Source organism: Neolewinella agarilytica (assembly GCF_900110645.1).
Lineage (GTDB): Bacteria > Bacteroidota > Bacteroidia > Chitinophagales > Saprospiraceae > Neolewinella > Neolewinella agarilytica.
In genome coordinates, this window is the sequence record NZ_FOFB01000040.1 from 19,017 (window position 1) to 44,500 (window position 25,484).

Consider the following 25,484-nt stretch of genomic DNA (forward strand, 5'->3'; position numbering starts at 1 on the left):
GCGCCTATGCCTTGCCTGCTCCCGATGGTAAAACGCCAACATCACTGACCGTACCTGGATGCTAATGATACTACTGTCGCAACAGGAGAACGTAGCGTTCTGCAGTATCGGCCTTCATGCGAAGCATCAGGCTATCGGGCGTCATCTTATCGATGGCAACGACCCGTTCGGGGTTTTCCGGCTGGGTGGTGTCCCGGGCAAACAGATAACCGTGATCATATCGCCAGGTCCCTGCCTCCTGATAGCGGAGGGTTGAGCGAAAGGTATACCGATTGTCCGGCCGGAAAGTAAAGCCGATCTCTGCGGGGTTGAGCCGGAGGCTGTCACCGTTTTCAGTAACGCTCACTGCCTGCCAGTCACCCAGCAGAAGCTCGTCCTCCCGGCCGCAGGCAGCCAGGCAAAGAAGAATCACCAACAGTGTAAGAAAGCGGGGAGCCGCCATTAAAACAGCGTTTCAATAGCCATAAATACTGCTGCACCGGCAGCAAAGCCAATGAAGGCCAGCCAGCTGATTTTCTTGAAGTACCAGATGAAGTCAATGCGCTCCATTCCCATGGCAGCTACACCTGCGGCGGAACCGATGATGAGCATGGAACCTCCCGTACCGGCAGAGTAGGCGATAAAGTGCCAAAGGGTGTCATCAATGGCATATTTTGCCATATCATACATACCCATTGAAGCAGCCACCAGTGGTACGTTATCAATAATGGCCGATAGGAACCCAAGAATAAAGACAACAATATTCTGATCAGGAATGACACTTTGCAGCGCTTCCGCTACTGCACGAAGTGCACCAACTTCCCCTACGGCCACGGTTTCCAGGGCTGCAACTGCCATGAGAATCCCGAGGAAGAAAAGGATAGAAGACATTTCAATCCGACTGAGTGCTTTGTGGGCCGAATAGGCTTCCTTACGCTCCTCGGTAAAGTCCTCTTCCGGGTGGATGTATTCAGAGACCAACCACACGACGCCCAGGCTAAGCATCATCCCGATGTAAGGAGGAAGGTGAGTAATGGTTTTGAAGATAGGGACAAACACGATCATACCCAGGCCCAGAAACAACATCGTTTTGCTGGAGAGCAGACGCTCCGCCTTAAGTTCTTCTTTGGACACTACAGGAACTCCCATAAGCTCGCCCTGGAAGGGTTTCAGGAAACTGGCTACAAAGAAAGGTACTGCGAAACATACTATTGAGGGCAGAATCAGGTACTCCATCAGGCCGGCAGTACTCACCCGCTTACCAATCCAGAGCATCGTTGTGGTTACGTCACCAATCGGAGACCAGGCTCCGCCAGCGTTTGCGGCAATCACGATCATAGCAATGTACCAGATCCGTTGGTCCCGGTCTGGCACCAGTTTTCTCAGCAAGGTCACCAAAACGATGGTAGCCGTCAGGTTGTCAATGATGGCCGAGAGGATAAAGCCCAGAATACCTACAATCCAGAGAAGTCTTTTCTTATTTCGGGTGCGTACCCATCCTTTGAGGATGTCAAATCCCCGGTGAAGATCAACGATTTCGACGATCGTCATGGCTCCAATCAGGAAAATGAGGATTTCCGCTGTTTTCCCCAGGTGATGGAGCAAAGCGGCCATAAAGCCTTCTTCTGCTTCTTCATGGCTCATGGCGTGATCTCCTGCGTGGTCAGCCAGGCTAAAGAGGTGTTCATGGCCATCAACCACATCCAGTACTCCGGAATTGAATCCAAGGCTAAGCAGGGCCCAGCAAATGGCGCCCATTAGAAGTGCTGGCACCGTTTTGTCTAACCGCAGCGGGTGCTCAAAAACGATAACAACGTAACCAATAATAAAACAGGCGATAACAGCTGAGAGCATAATGAATGTAGTATGAGAATCGTAGTTATTAAATAGCCTGAAGCAAAGACACCTCTCGGAGCACTTCTACTCCTCAAGGCTGAAAAACCTAAATGGAGTATTTGTTCGGCGTGAAGCTAGTTAAACGTAGCGTCATTCGGAAGTTTATCGGCAAAAAACGTTTACACGTACTCTTCGCCATAGCTATCTGAGGCCCTCTTCCGTAGTGCCTTCACCTCTTGTTCCCGGCTTCTGGGGTAAACAACCAGGACATCCCCCTCGTCAATAATGAGGAGATCATCAACCCCTCCCACAACAATGAGTTTGTCTTTTGGAGCACGGATGAGGGAGTTATGAACGTCTTCAGTGATTACCCGCTCACCCGCAATGACATTGCCGCTACTGTCCTTTGGGCTTTCGTTATACAGAGCGCCCCATGCCCCTAAATCTGACCAGCCAAACTGTGCCGGGATGGTATGGATATTGCGCGCATTTTCCATGATGGCGTAGTCAACGGAAATCTTTGGCGTTTGGGGGTAAAACTCGTTGATGAATGCTTGTTCTTCGGGGGTATTGTAGCAGGACATGCCCTGCGACAGCAAAGCGTAGATCTCCGGAGCGAACTGCTCGTAAGCTTCAAGAATTGTTTTGGCCCGCCAGATGAAGATGCCCGCATTCCAGAGATAGTCTCCACTGGTAATGAAGCTTTTCGCCGTTTCCATGTCCGGCTTCTCCGTAAAACGCTTGACGGGGTACACCCCGTTATCCGATTCTTCTCCCAAAAACTGGATGTAGCCATATCCCGTGTGCGGGCGGTCTGGCGCAATCCCCAGTGTTAGCAAGGCATCGTTTTCTGCGGTATAAGTCAGTGCTTTATTGATATTATCCGCAAAGAGGCTCTCGTTCACAATCAGCGCATCACTTGGGGCGATGACGATGTTTGCCTCCGGGTCAAGCTGGTGCAGCTTAAAGGCGGTGTAGGCTACGCAGGGGGCCGTATTGTTACGGCTTGGCTCACAAAGAATCTGGTTATCCTCCAGTTCCGGAATATGCTCCATCACTTGCTGCTGGTACTTACCGTTGGTAACGATGAATATTTTGTCAGCCGTAGTTACCCGAAGGAATCGCTCAAAAGTAATGCGCAGCAGACTGCGACCATCGCCGGTAATGTCCAAGAACTGTTTTGGCCGGGCTTCCCGGCTGGCGGGCCAGAAACGGGAGCCTACGCCCCCTGCCATAATGGCGATATACGTATGATTAGACATCGAGAGAGTTTAAAAAAGGTAGAGTAAGTGGTTAAAAGGAGCGCAAAGTTAATCTTCCTCGCCGAACAGGTCTGGCCGGCGATCACGGGTTCGTTGTTCTGCTTGTTCTTCCCGCCATTCTTCGATGGCAGCCGTATGGCCTGACAGAAGGATGGGCGGCACCGCCCGCCCCCGCCATTCCGCTGGTCGGGTGTAGACAGGAGGTGCCAGGAGGTTGTCCTGAAAACTGTCCGTTAGTGCGGAGGTTTCATCGTTTAGCACACCCGGCAAAAGGCGGCCGATAGAATCTACCAAAACGGCAGCGGCTAATTCTCCACCGGAGAGGACGTAATCTCCGATACTGATTTCAAGCGTTACATATTCGTCGCGGAGCCGCTGATCAATCCCTTTGTAGTGCCCACAGATGAGCAACAGGTTTTCCCCCAGGCTAAGCTGATTGGCCCGCCCCTGGGTGTAGCGCTCTCCGTCCGGGGTGAGATAAATGATCTCGTCGTACGTCCGCTCTTTACTGAGCTTATCAATCATATCAGCGAGCGGCTCACAGCGCATGACCATTCCGGCACCGCCACCAAACTGATAATCGTCTACGTTACGGTGCTTACCAAGCCCGAATTCCCGCAGATCGTGGACCTCAACGGTCAGCAAGCCCTTATCCTTCGCTCGCTGCATAATGGAGTGAGAGAGCGGAGAGGCTAGTAAATCGGGGAGAACGGTGATAATGTCGAAATGCACAGGTTGGTTCGTTGGTCTTTTAGTTCGTTGGTCTTTTGGGCTACCTCATTTTACAGGCGACGAGATGAGGGGGATTTAAACAATGCAATTATCAAATCTCTGCACCTGCGGAAGCGCCCAAAGCCTTCGCAAAAGTAATAATGTTTGATCTAGCGTTGCTATTCCTGAAAGCCCCTCTACAATGCAGTAGCCGAATAGACTACAAAGTCCTCACTCCCGCCCGATACCGCATCCATACATTATACAACATCCGGAATGGCGTAATCAGAGCAGCCACAACGGCCCAGACCCCAAAGAAACGGTACTCTCCGTGCATGTAGGTGTCCATTATTTCGGCGATGTCTTCGGGGAGGTGCTTCACCAGTACGTCCGGCCCTTGCTCATCAAAGTGGATAATGAAGCCATTGAAAGCCTGCACCATCCAAAAGATCAGGGGGATCAGAGCGATGCTCAGGGCTCCCTGGACCAGCAGGTGATCCCTCAACCAGCTGATTTTAAGGAAGAACATATATCGCGTCAGGGTAATGGCCACCACGACGTAGATGAAATTGGGCAGGAAGAAAGGGAATTCCGGAACCTGCGTATAGATCGGGGCGATGACCAGTGCGGCCAGAACGAAAGTAAAAACCCACCAGATGAGTTCGTAGCTCACCTTAGTAATCCGGGTAGAAGTAGCCATGATAGTTTTCTTTTGCGGGGCGAAGCTACGGCAAAAGTAGGCATGGACACTTCGGCAGTTTTAGCGAGGGGCCGCAGGTGCAAAGGTGCTTGAGTGAGCAGGGCTAAACACCGGCCGGGAAAACCACCCACCATCTGACGCGTTTTCCCTGCAGAACATTAACCATGCCCGTACAACCCAAACCCCGTGACCTGCTACAACAGTTACGGGACTTCCCCCATTTTGAGGGTATTGAAGATCCTGCTTTACAATGGCTCATTGAGCGTGGTGAATACCACATTCTGCCAAAGGATGACTATTTGTTCCGCAGCAACGAGGAAATCAATACGATGCAGATCCTGCTTCGCGGTGGCTACGTTATCCGGCGTGAAAAAGATGGAAAGAAACAGGAAATGGGCGTTTGGGAAGCTCCGTATGTATCAGGGGTTCTGCCCTTCAGCAGAATGACCCGAATTACGGCAGAAGCCAAGGTCATAGAAGAACTTCATTTCCTGGAAATTCATAAGAACTGTTTCACCGAAATGGTCAATGTGAGCTATCTGCTGGTTCAGCGTTTAGTATCCATTATGACGGAGCGCGTACGCGACTATCAGCAAATTCAGCTGATGAATGAAAAACTCCTCGCCCTGGGTAAGATGAGCGCGGGCCTGGCCCATGAGCTTAACAACCCTGCTTCGGCGATGGTCCGGTCGAGCCAGGAGTTGCAACGGCACATGACCAATACGCCGGAAAAATTCAAAGCGACCATCACCATGCGCATTAGCCCCGATGATGTGGACGTGGTAAACGATATCCTTTTCGAGCGGTTAACCGCCCGGGTAGACACCCAGGAACTCAGCCTGATGGAAAGGGAAGAACGAACGGATGACCTGACGGACTGGCTGGCAGACAGGGGCATAACCAATGTTGAAGAGTTAACGGATACTTTTGTAGACTGGGACTTCCGCCCGGAGCACCTCGATAGCATCGCTGAGGTAATCCCGCAGGAATCCCTTGGTCCGGTCCTCAGTTGGGTAGAGACCAACCTGACGACCGAAAGTCTGGTGGAAGAAATATCAACCGCCAGCAAACGCATTGCCGAACTGGTTAGCTCCATCAAGACCTACAGCCATATGGACAGTGACCCCAGCATGGAGTTTATTGACGTGAACGATGGTATTAAGTCTACCCTGACGATGCTGAAGTTCCGGTTTAAGCAAAAGAACGTCGAGCTGGATAAAACCTGCGACCTCAACCTGCCGAGCATAAAGGCATTGGAAGGGGAGCTGAATCAGGTTTGGACGAACCTGATCTCCAACGCCCTCGATGCCCTGCCCGACGACGGAACGGGTAAGCTGACTATTCGGAGCTATCAGCGACGGGACAACCTCTGCATCGACTTTGAAGACAATGGCCCTGGCATTCCGGAGGACATCAGGAACCGAATTTTCGAACCCTTCTTCACCACAAAGGGTATTGGTGAAGGGACAGGTATGGGACTGGACATTGTACGCAGAGTGCTCCTGCGGCACGGCGGCACCGTTGCTCTGGAGAGCAGCCCGGGAAAAACCTGTTTCAGAGTCTGCTTTCCCCTTTGATTTTGTAGACTCTCATTGCACCCGTACTTCGGCTACGCTCAGCAGAACCGCGCCGTCGCCCTCAGCCTGACTTACCGAGATGCCCGTTTCTATTTTCCAATTCGTACCTAATGGCAACAATTAAAAAACCCATCATTCTTTCGGTCGATGACGATCAGCAGGTGCTGCGTTCTCTGAAGCGAGACTTGAGAAATCAGTATAAAAACGATTACCGTATCGTTTCTACCATTAGCGCCACAGAAGCCCTGGCTGCGGTTAAAGAACTAAAGAAAAAGGGGGAAACCATTGCCCTTTTCCTGTCCGACCAGCGGATGCCCGAAATGCTCGGTGTCGATTTTCTGGAGAAAGCAAAAGTCTTCTTCCCGAAAGCTAAACGAGCGCTTCTTACCGCCTATTCAGACACCCAGGCAGCCATAAAGGCGATTAATGACGTGCAGCTTGACTACTACCTGCTCAAACCCTGGGATCCTCCCGAGGAAAAATTATATCCGGTTCTGAACGAACTACTGGAAGATTGGCGATTAAGCTTCCGGCCGGAATTTAGTGGTATCCGGGTGCTGGGGTACCAGTACTCGCCCAAATCCCACAACATCAAAGACTGGTTAGCCGCTAACCTCAAGCCTTATCAATGGGTAGATGCCTTTGGCGAGAAAGGGCAGGAATTACTTTCACTGCATAGTTGCAACACGAAGGAGTTGCCGGTCATCATTCTGGAAGATGGCAAGGTACTGACGGACCCCAGCCTCCCGGCCCTGGCCGAAACGCTGGGTATGAGTGCAACGGCAGCCGACGATCTCTACGATGTCGTTATCGTTGGCGGCGGCCCCGCCGGCATGGCCGCCGCCGTATATGGCGGCTCCGAAGGCCTCAAAACGCTACTCATCGAAAAAAGGGCCCCTGGCGGTCAGGCAGGAACCAGTAGCCGGATTGAAAACTACCTGGGTTTCCCCAGCGGGCTTTCCGGATCGGAACTCACCCGAAGGGCGATGGCACAAACACTTCGTTTTGGCGTTGAGGTCATTACACCCCGCGGAGTAGAAGACATTCGGATTCAGGACAACTACAAGATTTTAACCCTCGACGATGGTGCTGAAGTAAAAAGCAGGGCGGTCATCCTGACTACCGGTGTGCAATACCGAAAATTACCGGCAGAAGGTGCGGACACCTTCGCCGGAGCAGGTGTTTATTACGGTGCTGCCATCACGGAAGCTAAAGCCTGTGAAGACCGGGTTATTTACGTAGTAGGTGGGGGTAACTCTGCAGGGCAGGGTGCCGTATATCTTTCCAAGTTTGCCAGGGAAGTACATATTTTGATCCGGCGGCCAGACCTTACGTCAAGCATGTCGTCCTACCTGATCGATCAGATCGATGCTATTGACAACATCAAGGTTCATGGCTTTCGCCAGATCAGGAAGGTCTGTGGTGATGACGATCACGTGCAGCGCCTCGAGATCCAGAACCTTCAGGAAAACACCACCTTCGAAACACCGGCTGATGCCGTCTTCATCTTCATCGGAGCACGTCCCAGGACCGAGTGGATCGAAAGAGGACAGATCATGACCGATGAACGTGGCTTTGTCATTACCGGCAGAGACCTGACCACTACCGCCGAACGGGCCAAAAACTGGCCCATGGAACGCGCACCTTTCCTGCTGGAAACCTGCCAGCCCGGCGTATTCGCCGCGGGCGACGTACGATCTGGCGCTATGAACAGAGTAGCCTCCGCCGTCGGGGAAGGGGCGATGGCCATTAAGTTCGTACATGCGTATTTAGCGGAGCAGTAGCAGGATGAAAGGAGTAGGCTCTATTTCCACAGATTTCTACAGGGCAAACATCAGCTCGTGGTAGCTTCGTAAAGTGCATAAGCCGCCAGGGCCAGCTTAAGTAATAGCGAAGCAAACTCAAGCCAGGGCTTGTTCCTGGCCAACTTCCCCGTTCGTTCCGTTGGGGTCAAGGGGTAAGTAACGATAACAACAATGATGTCGCGCAGGCGATGACGCTCGTCCTCCCCGGAGTCGTTAGTAGCGGGCTTTTCCCCTAACTTGGGCTTCTGTTTGGTTTCCTGAGATGACATAATGCTGAATGAGTTTAAAACAAAAATAAGCGCAATTTCATTTTAAAACAAACAAATTGTTTAATTAAATTAATTTTGTTGTGAAAAGCACCCGAGTTAAGTTTTCAAACGGCCGTGGGCAACAACTATCCGCTCGTCTGGAGTTTCCCGTAAGTAGTCATCCGCATGCCTACGCACTGTTTGCGCATTGCTTCACCTGCTCCAGTTCGCTGGCGGCGGTTAGAAACATCAGCAGGGCACTGAACTTAGCGGGCTATGCTGTTCTTCGGTTCGACTTTACGGGCCTGGGCTCCAGCGAGGGAGACTTCGTGGACACGACCTTTACGACTAACATCTCTGACCTCGAAGCAGCGGCTGAATGGCTGGCAACGGAACATGAAGCCCCTGCCCTTCTGGTGGGGCATAGCCTGGGCGGAGCGGCGGTGCTTTGCGCCGCCGGCAGGATTCCTTCCGTGAAGGCGGTAGCCACCATCGGGGCTCCCTTTGCGCCCGATCACGTTAGTGCTCACTTCAAGGAGAACATTGACGAGATCGAGAAAAATGGTTCGGCTACGGTAGACATCGGCGGGCGCCCCTTCCAGATTGCAAAAACGTTTTTGGACGACCTGGAAAACCAACGCGTTGAAGAGCACATCAAAGACCTGGGCGCTGCTTTGCTGATACTACACTCCCCGCAGGATTTGACGGTGAACATTGACGAGGCAGCTAAGCTCTACACGGCCGCTCGCCATCCGAAAAGCTTTGTCTCCCTCGATGGAGCGGATCATTTGCTCACCAAGGGAGAGGATGCCCATTACGTTGGTCAGGTGATTGCAGGCTGGTCCTCCCGTTACATCATTGCACCTGCGGAAGCGCCCCTTCGTTCTGATCGCGAAGTGGCCGTTCGCCTGGGCGCCGAAGGTTTCACTACCGAAGTGATGGTTCGTCATCATTCCCTGACGGCGGACGAGCCCGAGAAAATCGGCGGGAACGATTACGGACCCGGCCCCTATGAATTGGTCAGCTCGGCCCTCGGGGCCTGTACGGCCATGACGGTTCAGATGTATGCCCGCCGTAAAAAGTGGCCCCTCGAAGACATTGAGGTACACCTCGATCATCGTAAAGATTACGCCGAAGACATGGCGGCTTCCGGAGATAAGCCCACCAAAATTGACTTATTCGAGCGAACCGTTGTCCTGCACGGAGATCTCTCCGATGAGCAGAAAAACCGCCTGCTCGAAATCGCTGATCGCTGCCCCGTGCACCGCACCTTACATGAAACGGTGGAGGTGAGGACGGTTTTGGGGTAGGTTGGTCTTTTGGTCTTTTGGTTCTTTGGGCTCCGCACGTTGGAGGCAACAAAGGGTTTGGGCGCTCACCGCAGGTGCAAGGGAAGTCTGAAAGAGCAGGGCAGTGTAAGCCTGTAAACCAGCAAAACGAAGGCTTCCTAAAACGAAAACAGCGTCGTCAACCTGAGCTGACGACGCTGTTTTATTAATGCTCCGAAGAACATCATTCATCTAGTATGACCAGAGATCCTGCTCAAAGTTGAAGATCTCCTGCTTAATCCTTTCTGCTTCCATGAGGCGTTCGCGGCCGTTGGTCAGGTAGCCTTCGATACGACGATCAAGAACGTTACTCTCCTTAATGACGTAGCTGTTGAAGTAGCGGCTTTCGAATACATCTTCCCAACTACGGGCAGCGGCATCGTTGCCGTTAGCGAATGCCATCTCGTTGGCCAGCACCTGGCGGGCGGCGGGGTAGTATACCCAGAACATCGGCAGCTCGTAAAGGAAATTTCCGTTCTCGTCAAACTCATCCTTCAGCGGGGCGATACCCAAGATGCGAACCTTCATCGTGCTGCTCTCTTTGTCGAAGAACCAGATTTCCTGCAGGCGGTAACGACGGATGTCTTCCGGGTTAAGCTCACGGGCCACGAGGTCGTAGGTAACGTCGTAGGTTTCGGGATCAACAATAGGTACCGTATCAATACCACCGGCCATTGCCGCACGCCCTTCTTCGGATAGTGGAGTGGTGAACTTGTCGTCCAGCGTACCGTAAAGCTGGATTTTGTTACTGTCCGCTGCTTCCAACAAGATATTAATCAGAGGACGCTCAGGGTTCTTAAAAGGAAGGTTAATCTTCTCGCGTACGTCAAGAACCCGCCAGATACGCTTCTGCCACATAATGTCCGCTTCGCGTACATGCTCGTAAGGCAGGATGCGGCGCTCCACCTGGGAGCGCTTTTCGATGATGTCGTTCACTGGCGTCATGAACTGATCCTGGCTGGGGTCAGGCTGGCCGGCACCGGGCAACGTGATGGAAGTAGAGTTACCCTGTGGGTTACCGGGGCGCTGGGCAAGCAGCACGGAGGTGCTGGCGAGCAAAAGCAGGAGGGCTAGTTTGAAAGCTGCCTTCATGGGGAGGGGGAATAATTATTGGAAGGGATAATGACTTAATACGAGTTACGAACGCCGTAAAGCAGGACCGTAGTGTAAAAGCCGGCAAAAAAAACAAGCCTCCGGAGGCATTTCTCCGGAGGCTCGCAAAAATCCCGTTTAATTCCGGCTTTACCAAACGGATGAGCCAGTCTTAACGGTATTTAGTTGATCTTGAAGACCATCGTACCAATCGGGCGGGATACCGGGTCACCAGGACACTTCGCCTTAATGTTGTTAGCGTAGTAGATATCACCTGGCTTTGCGCGTTGTACGAGCTGCTTGGAAGTACCAGAGAAAGGACCACCTACGTTTACACTGGGAACTGCATCGGCACGCTTAGGAACATATACCAGTTCGTAGCCTACGATGTTACACTTCGCCTCGAAGTCGAAAGCCTCCAGCTTAGCGTAAAGACCAGCCTGCGACTTGAATACGTTGCTACGGATCGTACCACCTTTGGAGTTACCTACCATCGGTACCGGATCAGGAATCCGCTTTACGCGGAAGGGGAAAGAGCCGAGCTGCTGGCCTTTGGCCGTTACGTTGACGGTCGCTTCACCGACGGAGTTACCCGTTACAACGAACTTGCTGCCACTACCCGACTTACGGGAAGCTGCGCCAGAAATGTTCACGCGCACATCGCCGGAAGCAACACCAGCAGCAGAAACCGTCAGTGGGTTATCCACACCGATGTAGAACACGTTCATCTTATCAGCAGATACCGCAACCGAGCGCTGACCTACTTCGTAGGTAAACTTACCTTCGCCACGTTGTACTTCGCCCGTTAGTGGGTTAGTTACGGCAACGGAAGTGTTGATCGTTTTGGGGCCGGCACCGCTACCCGTAATGGTGTAGTCGGCCGTTCCGTCTGCATTCACGCGGAGGCGTTGGCCATTCACCCGCAGGTCAATGTTGCCGGGATCAAGGCTGGAACTGTAGCTACCTACAGAGACCTTTGCTTTGATCTGCTCACCGCCGATTACGTAGCTCTTATCTGCGTTGAATACCGGGAAGAACTTATCGAATTCGATGGTTTTACCGCCTACGAGGCTTACGAGGTCATTTACGATGTTCGCTTCAGAGACTTTGAGGTCAGACTTCATCTGAGACATCAGCGGAAGTACTGCCGCTACGGGCATGTGGCCGAATTTAAAATCAGACCAGTTTTCACGACCAGCTTCCTGCCAGGCTTCGTCATCGATGTTGAAGGGCATGTTAGTGGCTACACTCGCAATCTTCTGAGTGATTTCTTCAGCGCTAAGGTCCATCTCCTTACCGTGCTCATTGAGCAGGTTAGAGTAGGCGTCAATAAGGCGCTGACGCGTCTCAATAACTTTAGCCTTGAGGTCTTCACCTGCACCGGGCTCGCCGCCTGCTCCGTCTTCACCGAGAACTAGAAGACGAGTAGTAACGTCTTTGTTCTTCTTACCGCGGACAGTGCGCATACCGTGGTCCATTTTGAAATCGTCTTCATCAACTTCGCCGTTATTATTACCGGACATATCGATGAGCTGATCGCGGAGTTCATCAACGTAGCTGCTGAACTCGCTGGAGATAGACTTTACTTCCGTGATTACGGGAGTAATTGGCTTGAACTTGGCCTTAGAAGGATCTTCCAGAATAGACTCCACACCTTTGATGGTGGCATCCATCTGCTCATTCACCGTAGCGATTGAGTTTTCGTTACCCTCATCAAGAGTCTGGAAGGCATTCATTACCTCGGCGGATACGTTCAGGGCGAGAAGTGCCATGAGTACCAGGTACATGATGTTGATCATCAACTGCCGGGGTTCCTTGGGGATTGACATATTGATCTATAGATTGTAAACCCGGCGCGGCGGCAGCGAAGCTCGTTGCCGCCGCGCGGGTTCTGGGGAATTAATAATTGGGTTCCGTAAAAACGGGGGTCTTAGGCGTTAGGACCGCGCATAGCGCTGATCATGTTACCGTAGACAGAGTTGAGGGTATTCAGGTTACCGTTCAACTGTTGCATGTTCTGCTTGTACGCCTTGGTGTCTTCAGCAGTTGCGGCCAGGTCAGCCATGGCTTCGTTGAGCTTAGCGTAGAAGTTACCCATCTGGGCAATCTGCTGGCTGGTGCCACTGAAGTCAGCTTCCTGAAGTGCTTTGAGGCTGCTCATGCTCTTAGACATGGTCTGAAGCTCCGTTAGCATTCCGCCGAGCTGCTTCTCTACTACTTCACCGTTAAGTGCAGCAGTTGGTGCAGCGCCAATGCCGCCGCTGGAAAGAGGCTGTACATCAGCGTCGTACTTGTTAAGACCGGGGTACAGTTTGTCCCAGTAGTAATCAGGCTCCGGGCCGAGAATACCAATCAGGAGGAAAAGGAAGGCTTCTACTCCAAGACCAATGGTCAGGAGGTCAAGTTTCATGCCACCGATGGTAGGCATCTCCCAGGATTGAATTTTGTAGAGAGCACCAAGCATTACAATCGCGGCGCCAACGCCGATGATGAAGTTCTTGATGTACTTAAAGGTGGGCGATTTAGTAATTGCCATTGTACGAACGTAAGATTTGGGGAAAGATGATGAAAGAAGCGAAGGCGCTTTATAGTGATCAGGCTTACCCCGCTTGAAAAATTAAGGTTGTTCTCCGTGGCTGAAACCACATTAACGTCAACTTAACCGAAGTTAAGAACATCATATTGTTTAGCGACCGCGAAATTAACGGAATTTGCTCACTTATGCAAAAAATGTTCATTTGGGGAAAGTGGCCGACAGAATTCCTGACGCTAACCTGGGGCAATACTACACAAACTAAAAACAAACACCTTTAAAAATTTTACAGAAACACCAAATTGCCTACATTTATACTCCTTAACTTACTACTTCACCATATATAAATTCTAAAAAAAGCGCTTTTCGCTTTTTTAGTAAAACAACGCACTGCTTCAATCTAATGACTGGATTCTAATACCCCAAATGCCAGTCATTACTCACCCACCACTTTGAGACTTACTTATGAAAAAATTATTTGCTCTTTTACTGTGCCTTGGCACGGCTACCTCTCTTTTTGCCCAACCGGCAAATGATCTCTGTGACGATGCCATTGCACTAGTGTCCTGAACGGCAAACTGTCCGTTTTCCCAATTCCCGCCAATGACGTGGTTAACATCAATTTCACCGCTGAAGCCAGTGGCGAGGCCGTTTTAAGCCTGACGGACATGATGGGCCGTACGATCAGCCAGCGTAGCCTTCAGGTTACGGAAGGTCTGCAAACACAGACGGTTGATCTTTCCAATACAGCCTCCGGCGCCTACCTGCTACGGGTAAACGTTGATGGCCGTCAAATGGTAAAGCGGATCGTCCGCCAGTAAACCATTTACCTTTTCGTTTAGCCTGAGCGGGCAGTCGATCATCAGGATCGGCTGCCCGCTTTTTTTAGCCTGGAAACCTTGTTTCATCGATTTATGCTACCCGACTCTGCTGGCTATCATAAATTAGTTTTTGTCCGGCCTTTTCCAAAGAGGAGGCACTTCGGCCAAAAATGGCCACCAGCTTATCGACCTGATTGGTGTAGCACATCGCCTCAATAAGCAATGCCTGCTCATCTCTAACCCAGGGCTCAAAGGCACGAGGGTAGTTGATGCGGGCGGTGGCCATGTAAGCGGGCAGGCGGTCATCGGTCTTACGCAGGCCAAGGGCCTGCACGGCACGGCGAAGCTCCAGGTCTTTGGCATCGTCCAGCTTATCGAAGGGCGCTTCGCGGAAGAAGTCTACCTCTCGCCAGGGTTCATGGACGGTGGCTTTGCCAAGGGCGGGCAGCTCCAACAGGACATTTGGATGCTTGCGGTGATAGGCAATCAAGTGGGTGTGCAGCAAGTCGCGGGTGTAGATACCGCGATATCGGTTATACGACTGCAGGCCCTTCAGGTTCCGGTCTACGATGGAGCGGCTACCAATAAAGACCTTAACCAGTTGGGTAACGCAGGGCTGGTAGCCCAGAGCCCGCAACTCCTCGCAAGTTGCAGAGATGACACCATCGGGTACGTCAACTTCCACTTTTTCCGGATTAGTGGCCAACTCCTTAATAAGACGGTTAAAAGCACGCCGGACCGGAGGCTCCCCCAGGCGGGTGTTTTCTTTTTTGAAGAACTCTCCGTTGCGGGGGTCCACCCCGTTGCGTATGGAATCCAGTAGGTTAATTAGAGCTTGATCAGTCATGATTGCAGGATTTTGGTTTAGTGAACAATGCTGGTTGACATGGGCAAAGCTGAATCCTGCTGGAGGACTTAGTCGTTCTTTAAACGTATACTTACGTTTATATACGTATATATACGGCTTTCGGGTACATCTGTAGATGTACCCGAAGTCTGGTGTAGCAAGGGTTTCCATCCCTCCCTGCCCCCCAACTCTCCCTGCACCTGCGGTCGCGCCGCTTCCTCTTTCTTCAAAAAGAATGTCACTTTTTTCGACTGTACCGCAACTTATTGCTCAGCCTCTGCCATTTACCCCCCGTCCCGCAAACAAGCGGACCTTAATACATTCCACCATGCAACGATTTCAATTTACGGTGGGCATAACGACTGGGGCCTCCCTCCAGCTACGTCATCGCTCCCAAATCAACGCCCCTCTGAAATAGGTTTCCGCTCAACGGACCCGGAGCCTTTGGAATGGGCTCTTTCATTAGTCTGGTAGTCTCGTAGTCTTGTAGGCTCCGAACGTTAGAGGCGTTGGAGGCAAAATCTTCCAATAAACTACACTGCCGCCTGTAAAGCCTACAAAATGCGGCAGCCTACAAGACCACCAGACTACAAGACTACATCAGTCCGGTACTGAAGACCGCGTGATACATCGCACTTTGTAGCTCATCGGTAGAGCATCAGGATCATCCCCTGAAGGTAGCGGGTTCGATTCTCGCCTTTGTTTCGGCTTCAGCCGGGTCACGCCCTGATTTTGTCCGTACTGATGTAGTCTTCCTTGTCACTTCGTTCAACCGGAAGGACACCAGACTACGAATCTGGAGATCGGGGTTCGATCCCCTGAGTGACAACCTTGGCAGTTATGATAGATTGATAGTAGGGATAATATGATAGTAAGCGGCCCTTTAACACGCGGCAGCTACTACCAAACGACCACTACTATAAATACCATCAGACTACAGAAGCCCCAGTAGCCCAACGGCAGAGGCGTCCGGCTCAGAACCGGTACAGTAGAGGTTCAAATCCTCTCTGGGGTACAGCGGACATAGCTCAATGGCAGAGCGCCGGCTTGAAACACCGGAGATATGGGTTCGACTCCCGTTGTCCACACAATGTGAATAAAAGGAATGAGAGAATGAGAGAATGAGAGAATGAGTGAATGCACTCCCCCCATTCATTCATTCTCTCATTCACTCATTCACTCACTCACTCACTCACTCATTCAAAGACCTACCCAGTCGTATAACGGCTATTACCTCCGGTTTTGATCCGGAAAATCAGGGTTCGAATCCCTGCTGGGTGACCATTCATTCCTCCTCCGACGAGGATGGGACGTAGCGCTGCCTACTGTCTTTCGTCGGTGTAGCCCTTTGCGGCGCCAACGCAGGTGCAAAGGGATGGGATGAACAGCAATGAACACCTAAAACCAAACCCTTCCCCCCTTTTACTCCCTTTTCCCTTTACTCCCTTAATCCCCTTATCCCTTTACTCCCTTAATCCCTTACTCACCATGTCACGATTCAACAAGAACAAGATGAATACTTCTCTGACGGTAAACCGTGCAGGAGGCAGCGCCTACACCCGTAGTGCCGAGCACCGACTGGTGAGCCTTTTGTTGACCAACTTCCTCACGGATCAGTTCTACCGCTCCGCTAACCAAAGCATGCAAGAGCTGGAGGCCCTGTTGAAGCAGGTCGATCCTCTCTTCGCCGCCAAGGCTGCTGTTTATGCCCGCAACGAATTCGGTATGCGAAGCATCAGTCATGCCGTAGCCGCTGGTTTGGCCAGCCGGGTGGCGGGCACTGACTGGGGTCGTCGCTTTTACGACCGCATCGTTCGCCGCCCTGATGACATGCTGGAAATCACCGCTGCCTTCCTCGCCCGGGAAGACAGTGGTAAGAACCTGACCAACGCCATGAAGAAGGGTTTCGCCACTTCTTTTGATCGTTTCGATGGCTACCAGCTCGCGAAGTACCGCGGTGAAGGCAAGCAGGTTAAGTTGATTGACCTGGTCAACCTCGTCCGCCCTGTCCCCACTAAGCGCAACGCTCAGGCTCTCCAGGAGCTGGTCAACGGTACACTGAAGAACCAGGACACCTGGGAAAGCAAGCTCTCCGCCGCTGGCCAAACCGCCGGCGAAGGCAAGTCCGCCGCCAAGGCGCAAGCCTGGGCCGATCTGCTGAAGGAAGGCAAATTGGGCTATTTCGCCCTGATCCGTAACCTCCGCAACCTGCTGGAGCAAGCCCCTGAGTTAATTGACCTGATCGAGCAACAGCTGACCGACGAGAACCGCATCCGGCGTTCTCTCGTCCTTCCTTTTCGGTTACTGACAGCCTGGAAGGAGATCGAAAAGGTAAGCCTAAACGATGGTCGGCAAGTATCCGTAGGGGAAAGGCTGCGAAGCATGGTCGGCGTTTCAAAGAGCAATTCTCCCTCCGGCGCCCGGCGCCGGGTGCTGGCCGCTCTTGAGCAGGCCATCGTTATCAGCTTTAGCAACCTGCCCGAGCTGAAGAACACCCTGGTAGCTATTGACAACTCCGGCTCTATGGGCAGCGCCGCAGCCGGCTCCAACAACGTTCTCTGCAACGAACTGGGTGCACTCTTCGGTTTTGCGCTGGCTCAGCGCAGCAATGCTGACCTGCTGGAATTCGGCACCACGGCCCGATACCTGAAGTACCGCCTGGGTGATAGCCCCCTGGCCTTCGCAGCTGCCTTTGGCGGCAACAACAAGGTCGGTCACGGCACTAACTTCGAGACCATCTTCGCGACCGCTGGCAAGCGCTCCTATGAGCGCGTCATTATCCTGTCCGACATGCAGTCCTGGCTGCACCAGGAACGAGGTAAGGAGGTGCTGGCCGGCTACCGCCGGCGTAGTGGAAGCGATCCCTTCGTTTACACCATCGACCTGCGGGGTTACGGCAGCAGCCAATTCCCTTCGGGTGGTAAGGTTTTCGAAGTATCCGGCTTCAGTGAAAAGGTCTTTGACCTGATCGCACTGGCTGAGCAGGACCCCGATGTTCTGTTGAAGACCATTGAGTCCGTCGAACTGTAATGCTCAGACCAACAAAAAAGCCCCGGCCGCATCGATTGCGGACCGGGGCTCTTTCTTAGCTTAAGACCCTATTTTTTCTTCGGGGTCTTACTTTGCGGAACCATGCTTTTACCTTTTTTGGAAGCAGCATTTGTCATCAAACTGCCTTTTGCCTGGCGGGAGGCTTTTCTGGAGGCTTTGACGGATTCGGCCTGCTTACGGGCCTGGTTGCGCTTTTCAGCTTTTGTTTTCACTTTCGTTGTATTTACCGGCCCAACACGGGCGCGATTGCTATGCAAATAAAACGCTTCCGGACAGAATATGTCACTATTGGGTTAAAAAAAATCGCTGATTTTTAGTTAAAGTTTCCGCCCCTTAAAAGCCCAAAAAGTAATGCCCCGAAAGCCTGCAAAGAGCAGTACATTTCGGGGCATCCAATTCGGTATAACCGACGGTCACTTATATGATCAGCATCGCATCGCCATAGGCAAAGAAGCGGTACTTTTCTTTCTGGGCGATCTTATAGGCCTCCAGGATCAGGTCAATGCCACCGAAAGCACAAGTAGTGATAAACAGGCTGCTTTTGGGCAGGTGGAAGTTTGTCAGCAGGTGATCCGGAATATGGAAATCATAGGGAGGGAAGATGAATTTGTTGGTCCAGCCTTCGTTAGTGGCCAGCAGGCGCTCGGCACTAACACTGTTTTCACAGGCACGGACGGAAGTCGTCCCAACAGCACAGATCAGGCCTCCTTCCCGCTTGGTTGCGTTTACGATATCTACGGCGGGTTGCTCAACGCGGAAGTACTCCGCGTCCATCTTATGCTTGGAAAGATCCTCCACCTCGATGTCCCGGAAAGTACCCAGACCGAGGTGCAGCGTAATCTCTGCTTTTTTGATGCCTTTGAGCTCCATGCGCATCAGCGTCTCCCGGCTGAAGTGAAGGCCAGCGGTAGGGGCCGCTACGGCACCTATTTCAGAAGCAAAAACAGTCTGGTAGCGCTCTGCATCCCGGGAATCGGCCTCCCGCTCCAGCAGCTTTGGAAGAGGTGTATTACCAAGACTGTGCAGTTCGTTAAGGAATTGATCGTTAGGGCCGTCATACAGGAAGCGAATGGTCCTTCCACGGCTGGTAGTATTGTCTACTACTTCAGCTACCAGTTTGGTTACTCCCCGCTTATCGTTGAAGTACAATTTGTTACCAACCCGGATTTTCCGGGCGGGGTCCACGAGTACATCCCAAAGGCGAGCCTGAGCGTTCAGTTCCCGCAGAAGGAAGACTTCAATGCGGGCCTGCGTTTTTTCCTTTAGCCCGTAAAGTCTGGCGGGAAAAACTTTGGTGTTGTTAAAAACCAGGGAGTCGCCCTCGTCGTAAAAGTCAAGTAGGTCAGAAAACATCTTGTGCTCAATCTCACCGGTTGCACGATTAACGACCATCAGCCGGCTGTCATCACGACGCTTGCTGGGGGTCCTGGCGATGAGCTTCTCATTGAGTTCAAACTTAAATTGTGACAATTTTGTCCTCATTCCCTTTTCTTATTTTAGTGCCTAATAAATGCGAAACAGCGGGCAAAGGTAGGGGTATTTATGCTAATGCTAACTTCCTTTACCTATTAACTAATGACTGAGTGACCCCTAAAGTTTGCTAAGGAGTGGTTGAATTGTTGACGTTTGTCCATTGTAAGTGGGTTTTAGTCTATTGTCATGACCGCTAACAGACAACTTACCTATCTTTAGAAGATCAATTTCCACACATGTTATTCCTTAAAGTTTTTTCTGAGAGTATCCGTCAGGCATGGGCCCAACTAACGGGCAATAAGCTGAGAACCTTCCTCTCTCTGCTGGGTATCTCAATCGGTATCTTCTGCATCATCGGGGTACTCTCCGCCGTAGATTCGCTGGAAGACAATCTCTCCGGAAGCCTCGCAAAACTCGGAGACGATACGGTATACATCGATAAGTGGCCATGGAAAGACAATAGCAGCGATTGGTGGGAATATTTTCAGCGCCCCTACCCGGACCATGACGACTACGTAGCCCTGAAAGAACGAATGCCTACGGCTTCATTAGTTTCTTACTGGACGGTTCCCGGCTCAAAGGCCGTCAAATACAAGAAAAACAGTGTGGAGGGAGGTTTCCTTTTCGTCACAACCTATGAGTTCGAGCGCATCTTCAATATTACCATTGATAAAGGTCGTTACTGGACTAACTCCGAATACAACGGCGGAACCGACAAACTCATGCTGGGGGCAAAAATTTCCGAAGAGCTCTTCGGCGCCCTTGAGCCCGTTGGCAAAACCATCAAAATGGGAGGACGGAAGTATGAGGTTATTGGCGTACTCGAGCCATCCGGCGGCGATCTGATTAATCCGCTCGATTTTGACGACGCCGTTATCGTCACCTACAACAATGCCGCCCGCTTTATCAATCTTAAAAACCGCAGCCAGTTTGGTGGCACCGTTGGGGTGAAAGCCAAGGATGGTGTATCCACCCAGCAGCTACAGGATGACATTCGGGGCATTATGCGTTCCAACCGCCGGCTCCGCCCGCGGGAAAAAGACAACTTCGCCCTCAACGAACTCAGCATGATGGCGGATGCCCTGGGTAATTTCTTCGGCGTCCTGAACATGATGGGGTGGCTTATTGGTGGCTTCTCCATCATTGTGGGCGCCATCAGCGTAGCCAATATCATGTTCGTTTCCGTAAAGGAAAGAACCAGCCTGATTGGCGTTAAGAAAGCACTCGGTGCCCGTCAGTTCGTGATTCTCCTTGAGTTTCTGACCGAGTCCGTCATCCTCTGTATCATCGGCGGCTTAATGGGGTTGATCCTGGTGGTTGGTATAACCTCCATTATCAATACCTCTTTTGAGTCCTTCGCCATTTCGCTGAGTCTCAAGAATGCCATCATCGGCATCATTCTCTCCGCTTCAGTCGGCATCATCGCCGGAGCCATTCCGGCCGGGCAAGCAGCGAAGATGGACCCGGTGGATGCTATGCGGAGTTAACGTGACACGAGCTTCTCCTTACTGTTCACCATTACAATTCTTTTGGCAAAAGGCACTATGCCATTATAGCAAGTACTGCTACACGATTCGCTATCACAGCTACAGCTACATTGCAAGGTAGTGCATGGCTTTCTTAGATTATCATTGGAACAAACTACACATCCACACTTACAAGCAATCATTTGCTACTTTCAACAAGTCAGGTGTAATTGTCTCCGTACCAATAGTGACACTGGTAAAATAATCATAGTCAGGGAATAGGTTGTCCGCATTTCCGGGAATCGGAACAACAAAACTGTAGTAAGAGTCATCATCAAGATTAGCCACAAAAATCCGGGACTCTAAATAGATGATTTTAGCCTTATCTATTTTCGCCGGAAAACTAAAATCGTCAGATACGCCAACATTGAATTTGCGGTAGATTTCTTCGCTACCATTGCTTCCTTTAAAAGTAAAAGAAAGGGTTCTGAAGTCGTGGCCTTCTTCCACAAAAAACGACGCCGCAGGTATTTCTCCTTCCGCCTCAAAAGCATGTCTGATGCTCAAGTCACCTTTCGGAAGATACTGGTTATGCTCTTTGACAAAACTACTACCATCAGGAACAGGGAGTACAGTATGCTCTTTATCACATGAAAAGAAGAGAAGGCTTACAAAAACCAGAGAGAAGCTAAAACGAAAAAGGGTTAACATTGGAAGGTGATTGGAAGGTGATTGGAAGGTGATAAAAATACGGGAATGACTGCAATCGTGCAAACCCCTTTTTACCAACCTTTGGCTATGTTGCTTATTTTGCTGGTCCTCTCCTCCTAATAAAGCTGATCGTTGTTTGGGCGATTATATTCTCACCTGAAGATATAGCTCCAATTAAAAAAGCCGCTACGGTTTCCCGTAACGGCTCTTTTGTTTTTTTTGAAGCAGGCAATTTTTACTCGCCCACAACTTCCATCTGCATTTCCTGGGTTACCTGAGGGTGCAGCTTAAGTGTAAGGGTGTAAGTACCAAGTTCTTTAGCCTCTTCGGGAAGATTAATCTTCTTACGCTCAACTTCAACACCGAACTGCTCGAGCAGCTGCTGCTTAACGGAGAGTTCCGTAATAGAGCCGAAAATGCGACCGCTGGTACCGGCCTTAGCACCGATTTTGAGGGTTTGGCCAGCCAGCTTACCTGCCATCTCTTTGTAGACGTCAAGCTTCTTGGCTTCCTGAGCTTCTTCACGACGGATCATCTCGTTGAGACGGCCCATGTTAGAGGCATTACCAATGATGGCCAGGCCACGTGGAAGAAGGTAGTTGCGGCCAAAACCGTTCTTTACCGTGATGACTTCGTGCTTGTCGCCGACTTTATCGACGTCTTTCAGCATAATTACTTTCATGGTGAATTATGTTGTCCCACCCTTTTGGGGCAGTGCCCCGTTTTGGTGGTGGTTAGTTATTTAGATTAGTAGTAGTGGTAGTATGATAGTAGTGATAGTACTATCATACTACCACTACTATCAACCTATCATTACTTTAAAAGGTCCGTCAGGTACGGAAGCATCGCCAGGTGGCGAGCGCGCTTGATGGCCGTGCCGATCTTACGCTGGTACTTGAGGCTGTTGCCGGTAATACGGCGGGGAAGAATCTTGCCCTGCTCGTTCACGAAGGTGAGGAGGAAGTCAGGATCTTTGTAGTCGATGTGCTTGATACCGTAACGCTTGAAACGGCAGTACTTCTTTTTACGTCCGCCAATCTTAGGATTGGACAAGAACTTAATGTCATCTCTGGATGCCATGGAGTTTTATTTTTTAAGGTTGACAAATCCTCCGGTAAAGGAGGCATTCGGATGATCTACTCTTCTTCCTTGAAGCTTTCAGCGTCACCGGAAGGGACACCAGAAAGGGAAGGAGAATCTGCCTTCTTACGGCTGATGCCGTGAGCAGAAGCTTCCGTTTTAGCCGCTTTTTCCTGTTTCTGACGCTTAGCCTTGCCGATCTTACCGGCACGCTTGTCAGCGTTGTACTGTACGCCGTACTTGTCCAGGGCGATGGTCAGGAAGCGGAGGATGCGTTCGTCCCGGCGCAGGGCCAGTTCGAAGTCGCGGATGAAAGCACCGTTTGGAGAGGTGTATTCGATAGAGTAGTAGATACCGTTGCTACGCTTGTTGATATCGTAAGCCAGCGTACGCAGGCCCATTTCGTCAACAAAAACGATTTCGCAACCCTCCTTGCGGAGCTTGTCTACATACGTCTGAGCCGTCGATTTGATATCTTCAGTCGACAGCACTGGATCTACGATGAAAGTAGTCTCGTAATTTCTCATATGGATCAGTCGTGATGAGAGGTTAAAAAATAAGGGAAATAACTATCCACGCGAAGGGTCGCGCTTAAGCGGGTGCAAAGATAAGGGTTTTCTTCGAAAGTTAAAGGACAATCTTTCTTTACGGGCCATGCGGGCGCTGCACGCGGGTGCAAGGGGGTGCTTGAATGAGCAAGGGAACGGGCGTTGGGTCTGCTCGCGCTTCGCGCTCGGGCTCCCCGGATTGCGGCAGGACTCCGCCCTTGCCTTCATCCGGGGCTAAGGATGTTCGACCCCATACGGGGTCTCAGGTGGGGAGGGGGCAAACGTTTCCTATGCTCGCGCTGCGCGCTAGGGCTCCCCGGATTGCGGCAGGGCTACGCCCAAGCCTTCATCCGGGGCTAAGGATGTTCGACCCCATACGGGGTCTGTCGGAAGGCAGCAAGCTTTACGTATTCGCGCGCTTCCCGCCCAAACCTTCATCCGGGGCTAAGGAGGTTGGACCCCGTACGGGGTCCGTTGGGAAGGAGGAGTTACCTTGCAATATAACTTTCACTGCACCTGCGGCCGCGCCCGGATGCTACTTAAAGCGCTCGTCCAGCCAGCTACCAATGACCTCCAGCGCCGACTCGTCAAAAGTAGTCTCGATGGTACCATATTCTGTCGGTGCGCCCGTATCCGCCGGTTGGAACAAGTGATTCAACTCCATTAATGGAACCACCGTAGCGTCGGGATTTCCGCTAAAGGCCATCGCTTCGGAGATGGCGTTGAGATTCATCAGTGCCGGTACCTGCGTGTCTTTCATCCCGTTGATCGCCAGCAACGGCACTTTGAGTTCCCGAAGGTATTCCTGCGGGTTGAAGGCAATGAAATAACGCATCCAGGGAGAGGAAAGCGGCTTGACGTACTGCGCATTAAATGCGCGCGGGTCAACGATGCTCTTACGCAGTGCTTCTGGTAAATTATCGAGTTGCTCTTCGAAAACGCCGTATAGCCCTTCGACGTATTCTTCCTGATTGAGCTGGGTATTATCCTTAATCCAGGCGTAGGCCGCCCGGAGTGCCGGTTCATCGCGTTTGATCACCATCTCAGGCATTCCCATGGATAGTGCCACCTGCCGGCGCTGCTCCAACATCAGGCTATCAATGCTAACTGCGGGAGCGGCGAGCAGCAGCAGAAAATCAAGCTCGCCGTCAGCAGCTGCCACAACGGGGGCAATCATTCCTCCCTCACTGTGGCCGGCTACGCCGACCGATACGTTCTTCAGCTCTTTGCGGGTACGCAGATAACGAACGGCGGCCCAGGCGTCTTTGCTCAGATCGTCCGTAGTGGCTGAAGCGAAGTCGCCGGTACTCTCCGCCACCCCGCGCTCATCATAGCGCAGCACCGCGTAGCCGCGGCGGGTCAGGAAGTCGCTCAGCACCAGAAACGGGCTGTGATTGATCTGGCTGCCGAGGTAGGCATTCCGGTCCTGCGGCCCGGAGCCGGACACCAGTACGATCATCGCTTTTGGCTTTCCTTTTTGTGGCATGGTTAATTCTCCCGCCAGGGTGACACCGTCCGCACCACCGGAAAAAGAAACGGCTTCCCGCTGGTAGGGAAAGCTCGTCGGTTCCTGCTGCCGCTGCTGAATCGTGATGGGCCCTTCGCTGATGGGGAAGCCATCCGGCCGGTGGCGGGTGAATGTGAGGGGGAAGTCTACGTTTGCCTGATTAAAAACACCTTTGACCTGTTTGCCGTTCTGCACCCCGTCAAAAGTGATGCCCAGAACTTCTACCTCGAAGTGCAGCTTTTGGCCATCAAAGGTGATGGCGTTCATCTCCATCCGCCGGCCAGCGACCGTAGGATCAAGCATCGCGCCCTGCCAGTTTCCATCGGCGTTTTTTAATTCCAGCTTCATGGGCAGCTTGGTCCCCATTGCATCGAGGATGGCAAACCAGTCTCCTTCCACCTGAGCGGTGGCGGTCAGGGATAGAGAAAAGAGGATACTAAAGAGTAGGTAACGCATGTATCAGGGAATATTTCTGGTCGCCGGAAATGGCGGGGGTGATCGTAAGGGTAAGACGAGGAATAGCTTGGGTTGTCACGTTTTATGGGGCGAATTGGTTTTAACCACAGAGGTACGCAGAGGTTAGCACAGAGGTTCACGGAGGGCTGCTGCGCAGCGTAGGCTTTAAACGAAATCGCTCGGTTCTTCGTCTTCCAGGCGGTAGGCGTAGACAATGGGGATGATGGAGATCACGGCAATAATGGAAAGCATCACGACGGTAATCGTACCGCCGGAAAACAGGAGTCCGTTTAGCACCATCAGCGCTCCTCCGGCCAAAAACAAGGGGCCGGCGTAGCGGTGGGTCTTTTCCCATTTGGCTTGTATCCTTGCGTACCACGAAGTTAAGCTAGTTTGACGGCCAGAGGAGGAGCTTGTTTAGCTGGTGCTTGACACCGAAGCGAAGTTTTTCCC

The 25,484-nt window shown here is 51.8% G+C and carries 22 protein-coding genes, 5 tRNA genes and 1 pseudogene; 11 read left to right on the top strand and 17 right to left on the bottom strand.

The window, feature by feature from the left end:
- Window positions 1-70: 70 nt before the first annotated feature.
- The 5 genes from BM123_RS22720 to BM123_RS22740 all read right to left on the bottom strand — a co-directional run bounded on the left by BM123_RS22720 (window position 71) and on the right by BM123_RS22740 (window position 4,488).
- On the bottom strand, window positions 71-442 hold the full coding sequence (locus tag BM123_RS22720; protein WP_090173275.1) for a hypothetical protein: 372 nt from the start codon (window positions 440-442) through the stop codon (window positions 71-73).
- On the bottom strand, window positions 442-1,833 hold the full coding sequence (gene nhaD, locus BM123_RS22725) for a sodium:proton antiporter NhaD (protein ID WP_090173277.1): 1,392 nt from the start codon (window positions 1,831-1,833) through the stop codon (window positions 442-444). Before nhaD ends, BM123_RS22720 begins: the two co-directional genes overlap by 1 nt.
- 161 nt (window positions 1,834-1,994) lie before the next feature.
- On the bottom strand, window positions 1,995-3,077 hold the full coding sequence (locus BM123_RS22730; protein ID WP_245748663.1) for a mannose-1-phosphate guanylyltransferase: 1,083 nt from the start codon (window positions 3,075-3,077) through the stop codon (window positions 1,995-1,997).
- Between the two features lie 48 nt (window positions 3,078-3,125).
- Window positions 3,126-3,809, bottom strand: coding sequence for a tRNA (guanosine(37)-N1)-methyltransferase TrmD (trmD, locus tag BM123_RS22735; RefSeq protein ID WP_090173281.1), 684 nt, complete (start codon window positions 3,807-3,809; stop codon window positions 3,126-3,128).
- Between the two features lie 199 nt (window positions 3,810-4,008).
- Window positions 4,009-4,488, bottom strand: a complete 480-nt coding sequence (locus BM123_RS22740) for a hypothetical protein (protein WP_090173283.1) — start codon at window positions 4,486-4,488, stop codon at window positions 4,009-4,011.
- A gap of 164 nt (window positions 4,489-4,652) precedes the next feature.
- Between BM123_RS22740 and BM123_RS22745 the strand changes: the two genes are divergently transcribed.
- Together BM123_RS22745 and BM123_RS22750 are read left to right on the top strand one after the other, a co-directional pair.
- Window positions 4,653-6,065 carry an ATP-binding protein gene (locus tag BM123_RS22745; protein WP_090173285.1) on the top strand — a complete coding sequence of 471 codons (1,413 nt, stop codon included), beginning with the start codon at window positions 4,653-4,655 and terminating at the stop codon, window positions 6,063-6,065.
- 110 nt (window positions 6,066-6,175) lie between these two features.
- Window positions 6,176-7,849 carry an FAD-dependent oxidoreductase gene (locus BM123_RS22750; protein WP_090173287.1) on the top strand — a complete coding sequence of 558 codons (1,674 nt, stop codon included), beginning with the start codon at window positions 6,176-6,178 and terminating at the stop codon, window positions 7,847-7,849.
- A gap of 50 nt (window positions 7,850-7,899) precedes the next feature.
- On the opposite strand, the gene BM123_RS22755 is transcribed toward BM123_RS22750, so the two are convergent.
- Entirely contained in the window at window positions 7,900-8,139 is a 240-nt protein-coding gene (locus BM123_RS22755) for a hypothetical protein (protein ID WP_090173289.1), read from the bottom strand.
- 80 nt (window positions 8,140-8,219) lie between these two features.
- Here BM123_RS22755 and BM123_RS22760 point away from each other — a divergent pair, with 80 nt between their 5' ends.
- Window positions 8,220-9,428, top strand: a complete 1,209-nt coding sequence (locus BM123_RS22760) for a bifunctional alpha/beta hydrolase/OsmC family protein (protein WP_090173291.1) — start codon at window positions 8,220-8,222, stop codon at window positions 9,426-9,428.
- Window positions 9,429-9,638: 210 nt separating this feature from the next.
- On the opposite strand, the gene porN is transcribed toward BM123_RS22760, so the two are convergent.
- The 3 genes from porN to BM123_RS22775 all read right to left on the bottom strand — a co-directional run bounded on the left by porN (window position 9,639) and on the right by BM123_RS22775 (window position 13,074).
- The gene (porN, locus tag BM123_RS22765; RefSeq protein WP_090173293.1) at window positions 9,639-10,538 is read right to left on the bottom strand and encodes a type IX secretion system ring subunit PorN/GldN; all 900 of its coding nucleotides are present in this window, start codon (window positions 10,536-10,538) and stop codon (window positions 9,639-9,641) included.
- Window positions 10,539-10,720: 182 nt separating this feature from the next.
- Window positions 10,721-12,367 (bottom strand): type IX secretion system motor protein PorM/GldM, encoded by a 1,647-nt coding sequence (gene porM, locus BM123_RS22770; RefSeq protein WP_090173295.1) that lies wholly within the window; start codon window positions 12,365-12,367, stop codon window positions 10,721-10,723.
- Window positions 12,368-12,468: 101 nt separating this feature from the next.
- Window positions 12,469-13,074: a GldL-related protein gene (locus tag BM123_RS22775; RefSeq protein ID WP_090173298.1), complete on the bottom strand. Its 606-nt coding sequence runs from the start codon at window positions 13,072-13,074 to the stop codon at window positions 12,469-12,471.
- 590 nt (window positions 13,075-13,664) lie between these two features.
- Here BM123_RS22775 and BM123_RS22780 point away from each other — a divergent pair.
- Window positions 13,665-13,892, top strand: coding sequence for a T9SS type A sorting domain-containing protein (locus BM123_RS22780; protein ID WP_262490485.1), 228 nt, complete (start codon window positions 13,665-13,667; stop codon window positions 13,890-13,892).
- 91 nt (window positions 13,893-13,983) lie between these two features.
- Here the strand turns inward: BM123_RS22780 and BM123_RS22785 are convergent, their stop codons facing one another.
- The gene (locus BM123_RS22785; protein ID WP_090173302.1) at window positions 13,984-14,739 is read right to left on the bottom strand and encodes a hypothetical protein; all 756 of its coding nucleotides are present in this window, start codon (window positions 14,737-14,739) and stop codon (window positions 13,984-13,986) included.
- A gap of 641 nt (window positions 14,740-15,380) precedes the next feature.
- On the opposite strand from BM123_RS22785, the gene BM123_RS22790 reads away from it, so the two are divergent.
- The 6 genes from BM123_RS22790 to BM123_RS22815 all read left to right on the top strand — a co-directional run bounded on the left by BM123_RS22790 (window position 15,381) and on the right by BM123_RS22815 (window position 17,769).
- Window positions 15,381-15,437: transfer RNA gene (locus tag BM123_RS22790), tRNA-Met, on the top strand.
- Window positions 15,438-15,496: 59 nt separating this feature from the next.
- Window positions 15,497-15,568, top strand: a tRNA-Arg gene (locus BM123_RS22795).
- A gap of 113 nt (window positions 15,569-15,681) precedes the next feature.
- Window positions 15,682-15,754 (top strand) — tRNA-Leu (locus BM123_RS22800).
- 2 nt (window positions 15,755-15,756) lie between these two features.
- Window positions 15,757-15,827: transfer RNA gene (locus tag BM123_RS22805), tRNA-Phe, on the top strand.
- Between the two features lie 121 nt (window positions 15,828-15,948).
- Window positions 15,949-16,023, top strand: a tRNA-Gln gene (locus tag BM123_RS22810).
- 204 nt (window positions 16,024-16,227) lie between these two features.
- Complete coding sequence (locus tag BM123_RS22815; RefSeq protein ID WP_175489518.1) at window positions 16,228-17,769, top strand: TROVE domain-containing protein; 1,542 nt, start codon at window positions 16,228-16,230, stop codon at window positions 17,767-17,769.
- A gap of 438 nt (window positions 17,770-18,207) precedes the next feature.
- On the opposite strand, the gene queA is transcribed toward BM123_RS22815, so the two are convergent.
- Window positions 18,208-19,272: a tRNA preQ1(34) S-adenosylmethionine ribosyltransferase-isomerase QueA gene (gene queA, locus BM123_RS22825; RefSeq protein WP_090173308.1), complete on the bottom strand. Its 1,065-nt coding sequence runs from the start codon at window positions 19,270-19,272 to the stop codon at window positions 18,208-18,210.
- Between the two features lie 227 nt (window positions 19,273-19,499).
- Here queA and BM123_RS22830 point away from each other — a divergent pair, with 227 nt between their 5' ends.
- The gene (locus BM123_RS22830; protein ID WP_090173310.1) at window positions 19,500-20,750 is read left to right on the top strand and encodes an ABC transporter permease; all 1,251 of its coding nucleotides are present in this window, start codon (window positions 19,500-19,502) and stop codon (window positions 20,748-20,750) included.
- A gap of 168 nt (window positions 20,751-20,918) precedes the next feature.
- Here the strand turns inward: BM123_RS22830 and BM123_RS22835 are convergent, their stop codons facing one another.
- The 6 genes and pseudogenes from BM123_RS22835 to BM123_RS22860 form a co-directional block, all read right to left on the bottom strand.
- A complete protein-coding gene (locus tag BM123_RS22835; protein WP_090173311.1) occupies window positions 20,919-21,440 on the bottom strand; it encodes a hypothetical protein in 522 nt (173 codons plus the stop codon).
- 235 nt (window positions 21,441-21,675) lie between these two features.
- Window positions 21,676-22,122, bottom strand: a complete 447-nt coding sequence (gene rplI / locus BM123_RS22840) for a 50S ribosomal protein L9 (protein ID WP_090173313.1) — start codon at window positions 22,120-22,122, stop codon at window positions 21,676-21,678.
- Window positions 22,123-22,253: 131 nt separating this feature from the next.
- Complete coding sequence (rpsR, locus tag BM123_RS22845; protein WP_090173315.1) at window positions 22,254-22,520, bottom strand: 30S ribosomal protein S18; 267 nt, start codon at window positions 22,518-22,520, stop codon at window positions 22,254-22,256.
- A 56-nt stretch (window positions 22,521-22,576) separates the two neighbouring features.
- On the bottom strand, window positions 22,577-23,047 hold the full coding sequence (gene rpsF, locus BM123_RS22850; RefSeq protein WP_090173318.1) for a 30S ribosomal protein S6: 471 nt from the start codon (window positions 23,045-23,047) through the stop codon (window positions 22,577-22,579).
- Window positions 23,048-23,603: 556 nt separating this feature from the next.
- On the bottom strand, window positions 23,604-25,031 hold the full coding sequence (locus BM123_RS22855; RefSeq protein ID WP_090173320.1) for an alpha/beta hydrolase family protein: 1,428 nt from the start codon (window positions 25,029-25,031) through the stop codon (window positions 23,604-23,606).
- A gap of 165 nt (window positions 25,032-25,196) precedes the next feature.
- Window positions 25,197-25,400: pseudogene (locus tag BM123_RS22860) on the bottom strand (SdpI family protein); the annotation flags it as partial.
- Between the last annotated feature and the right edge of the window lie 84 nt (window positions 25,401-25,484).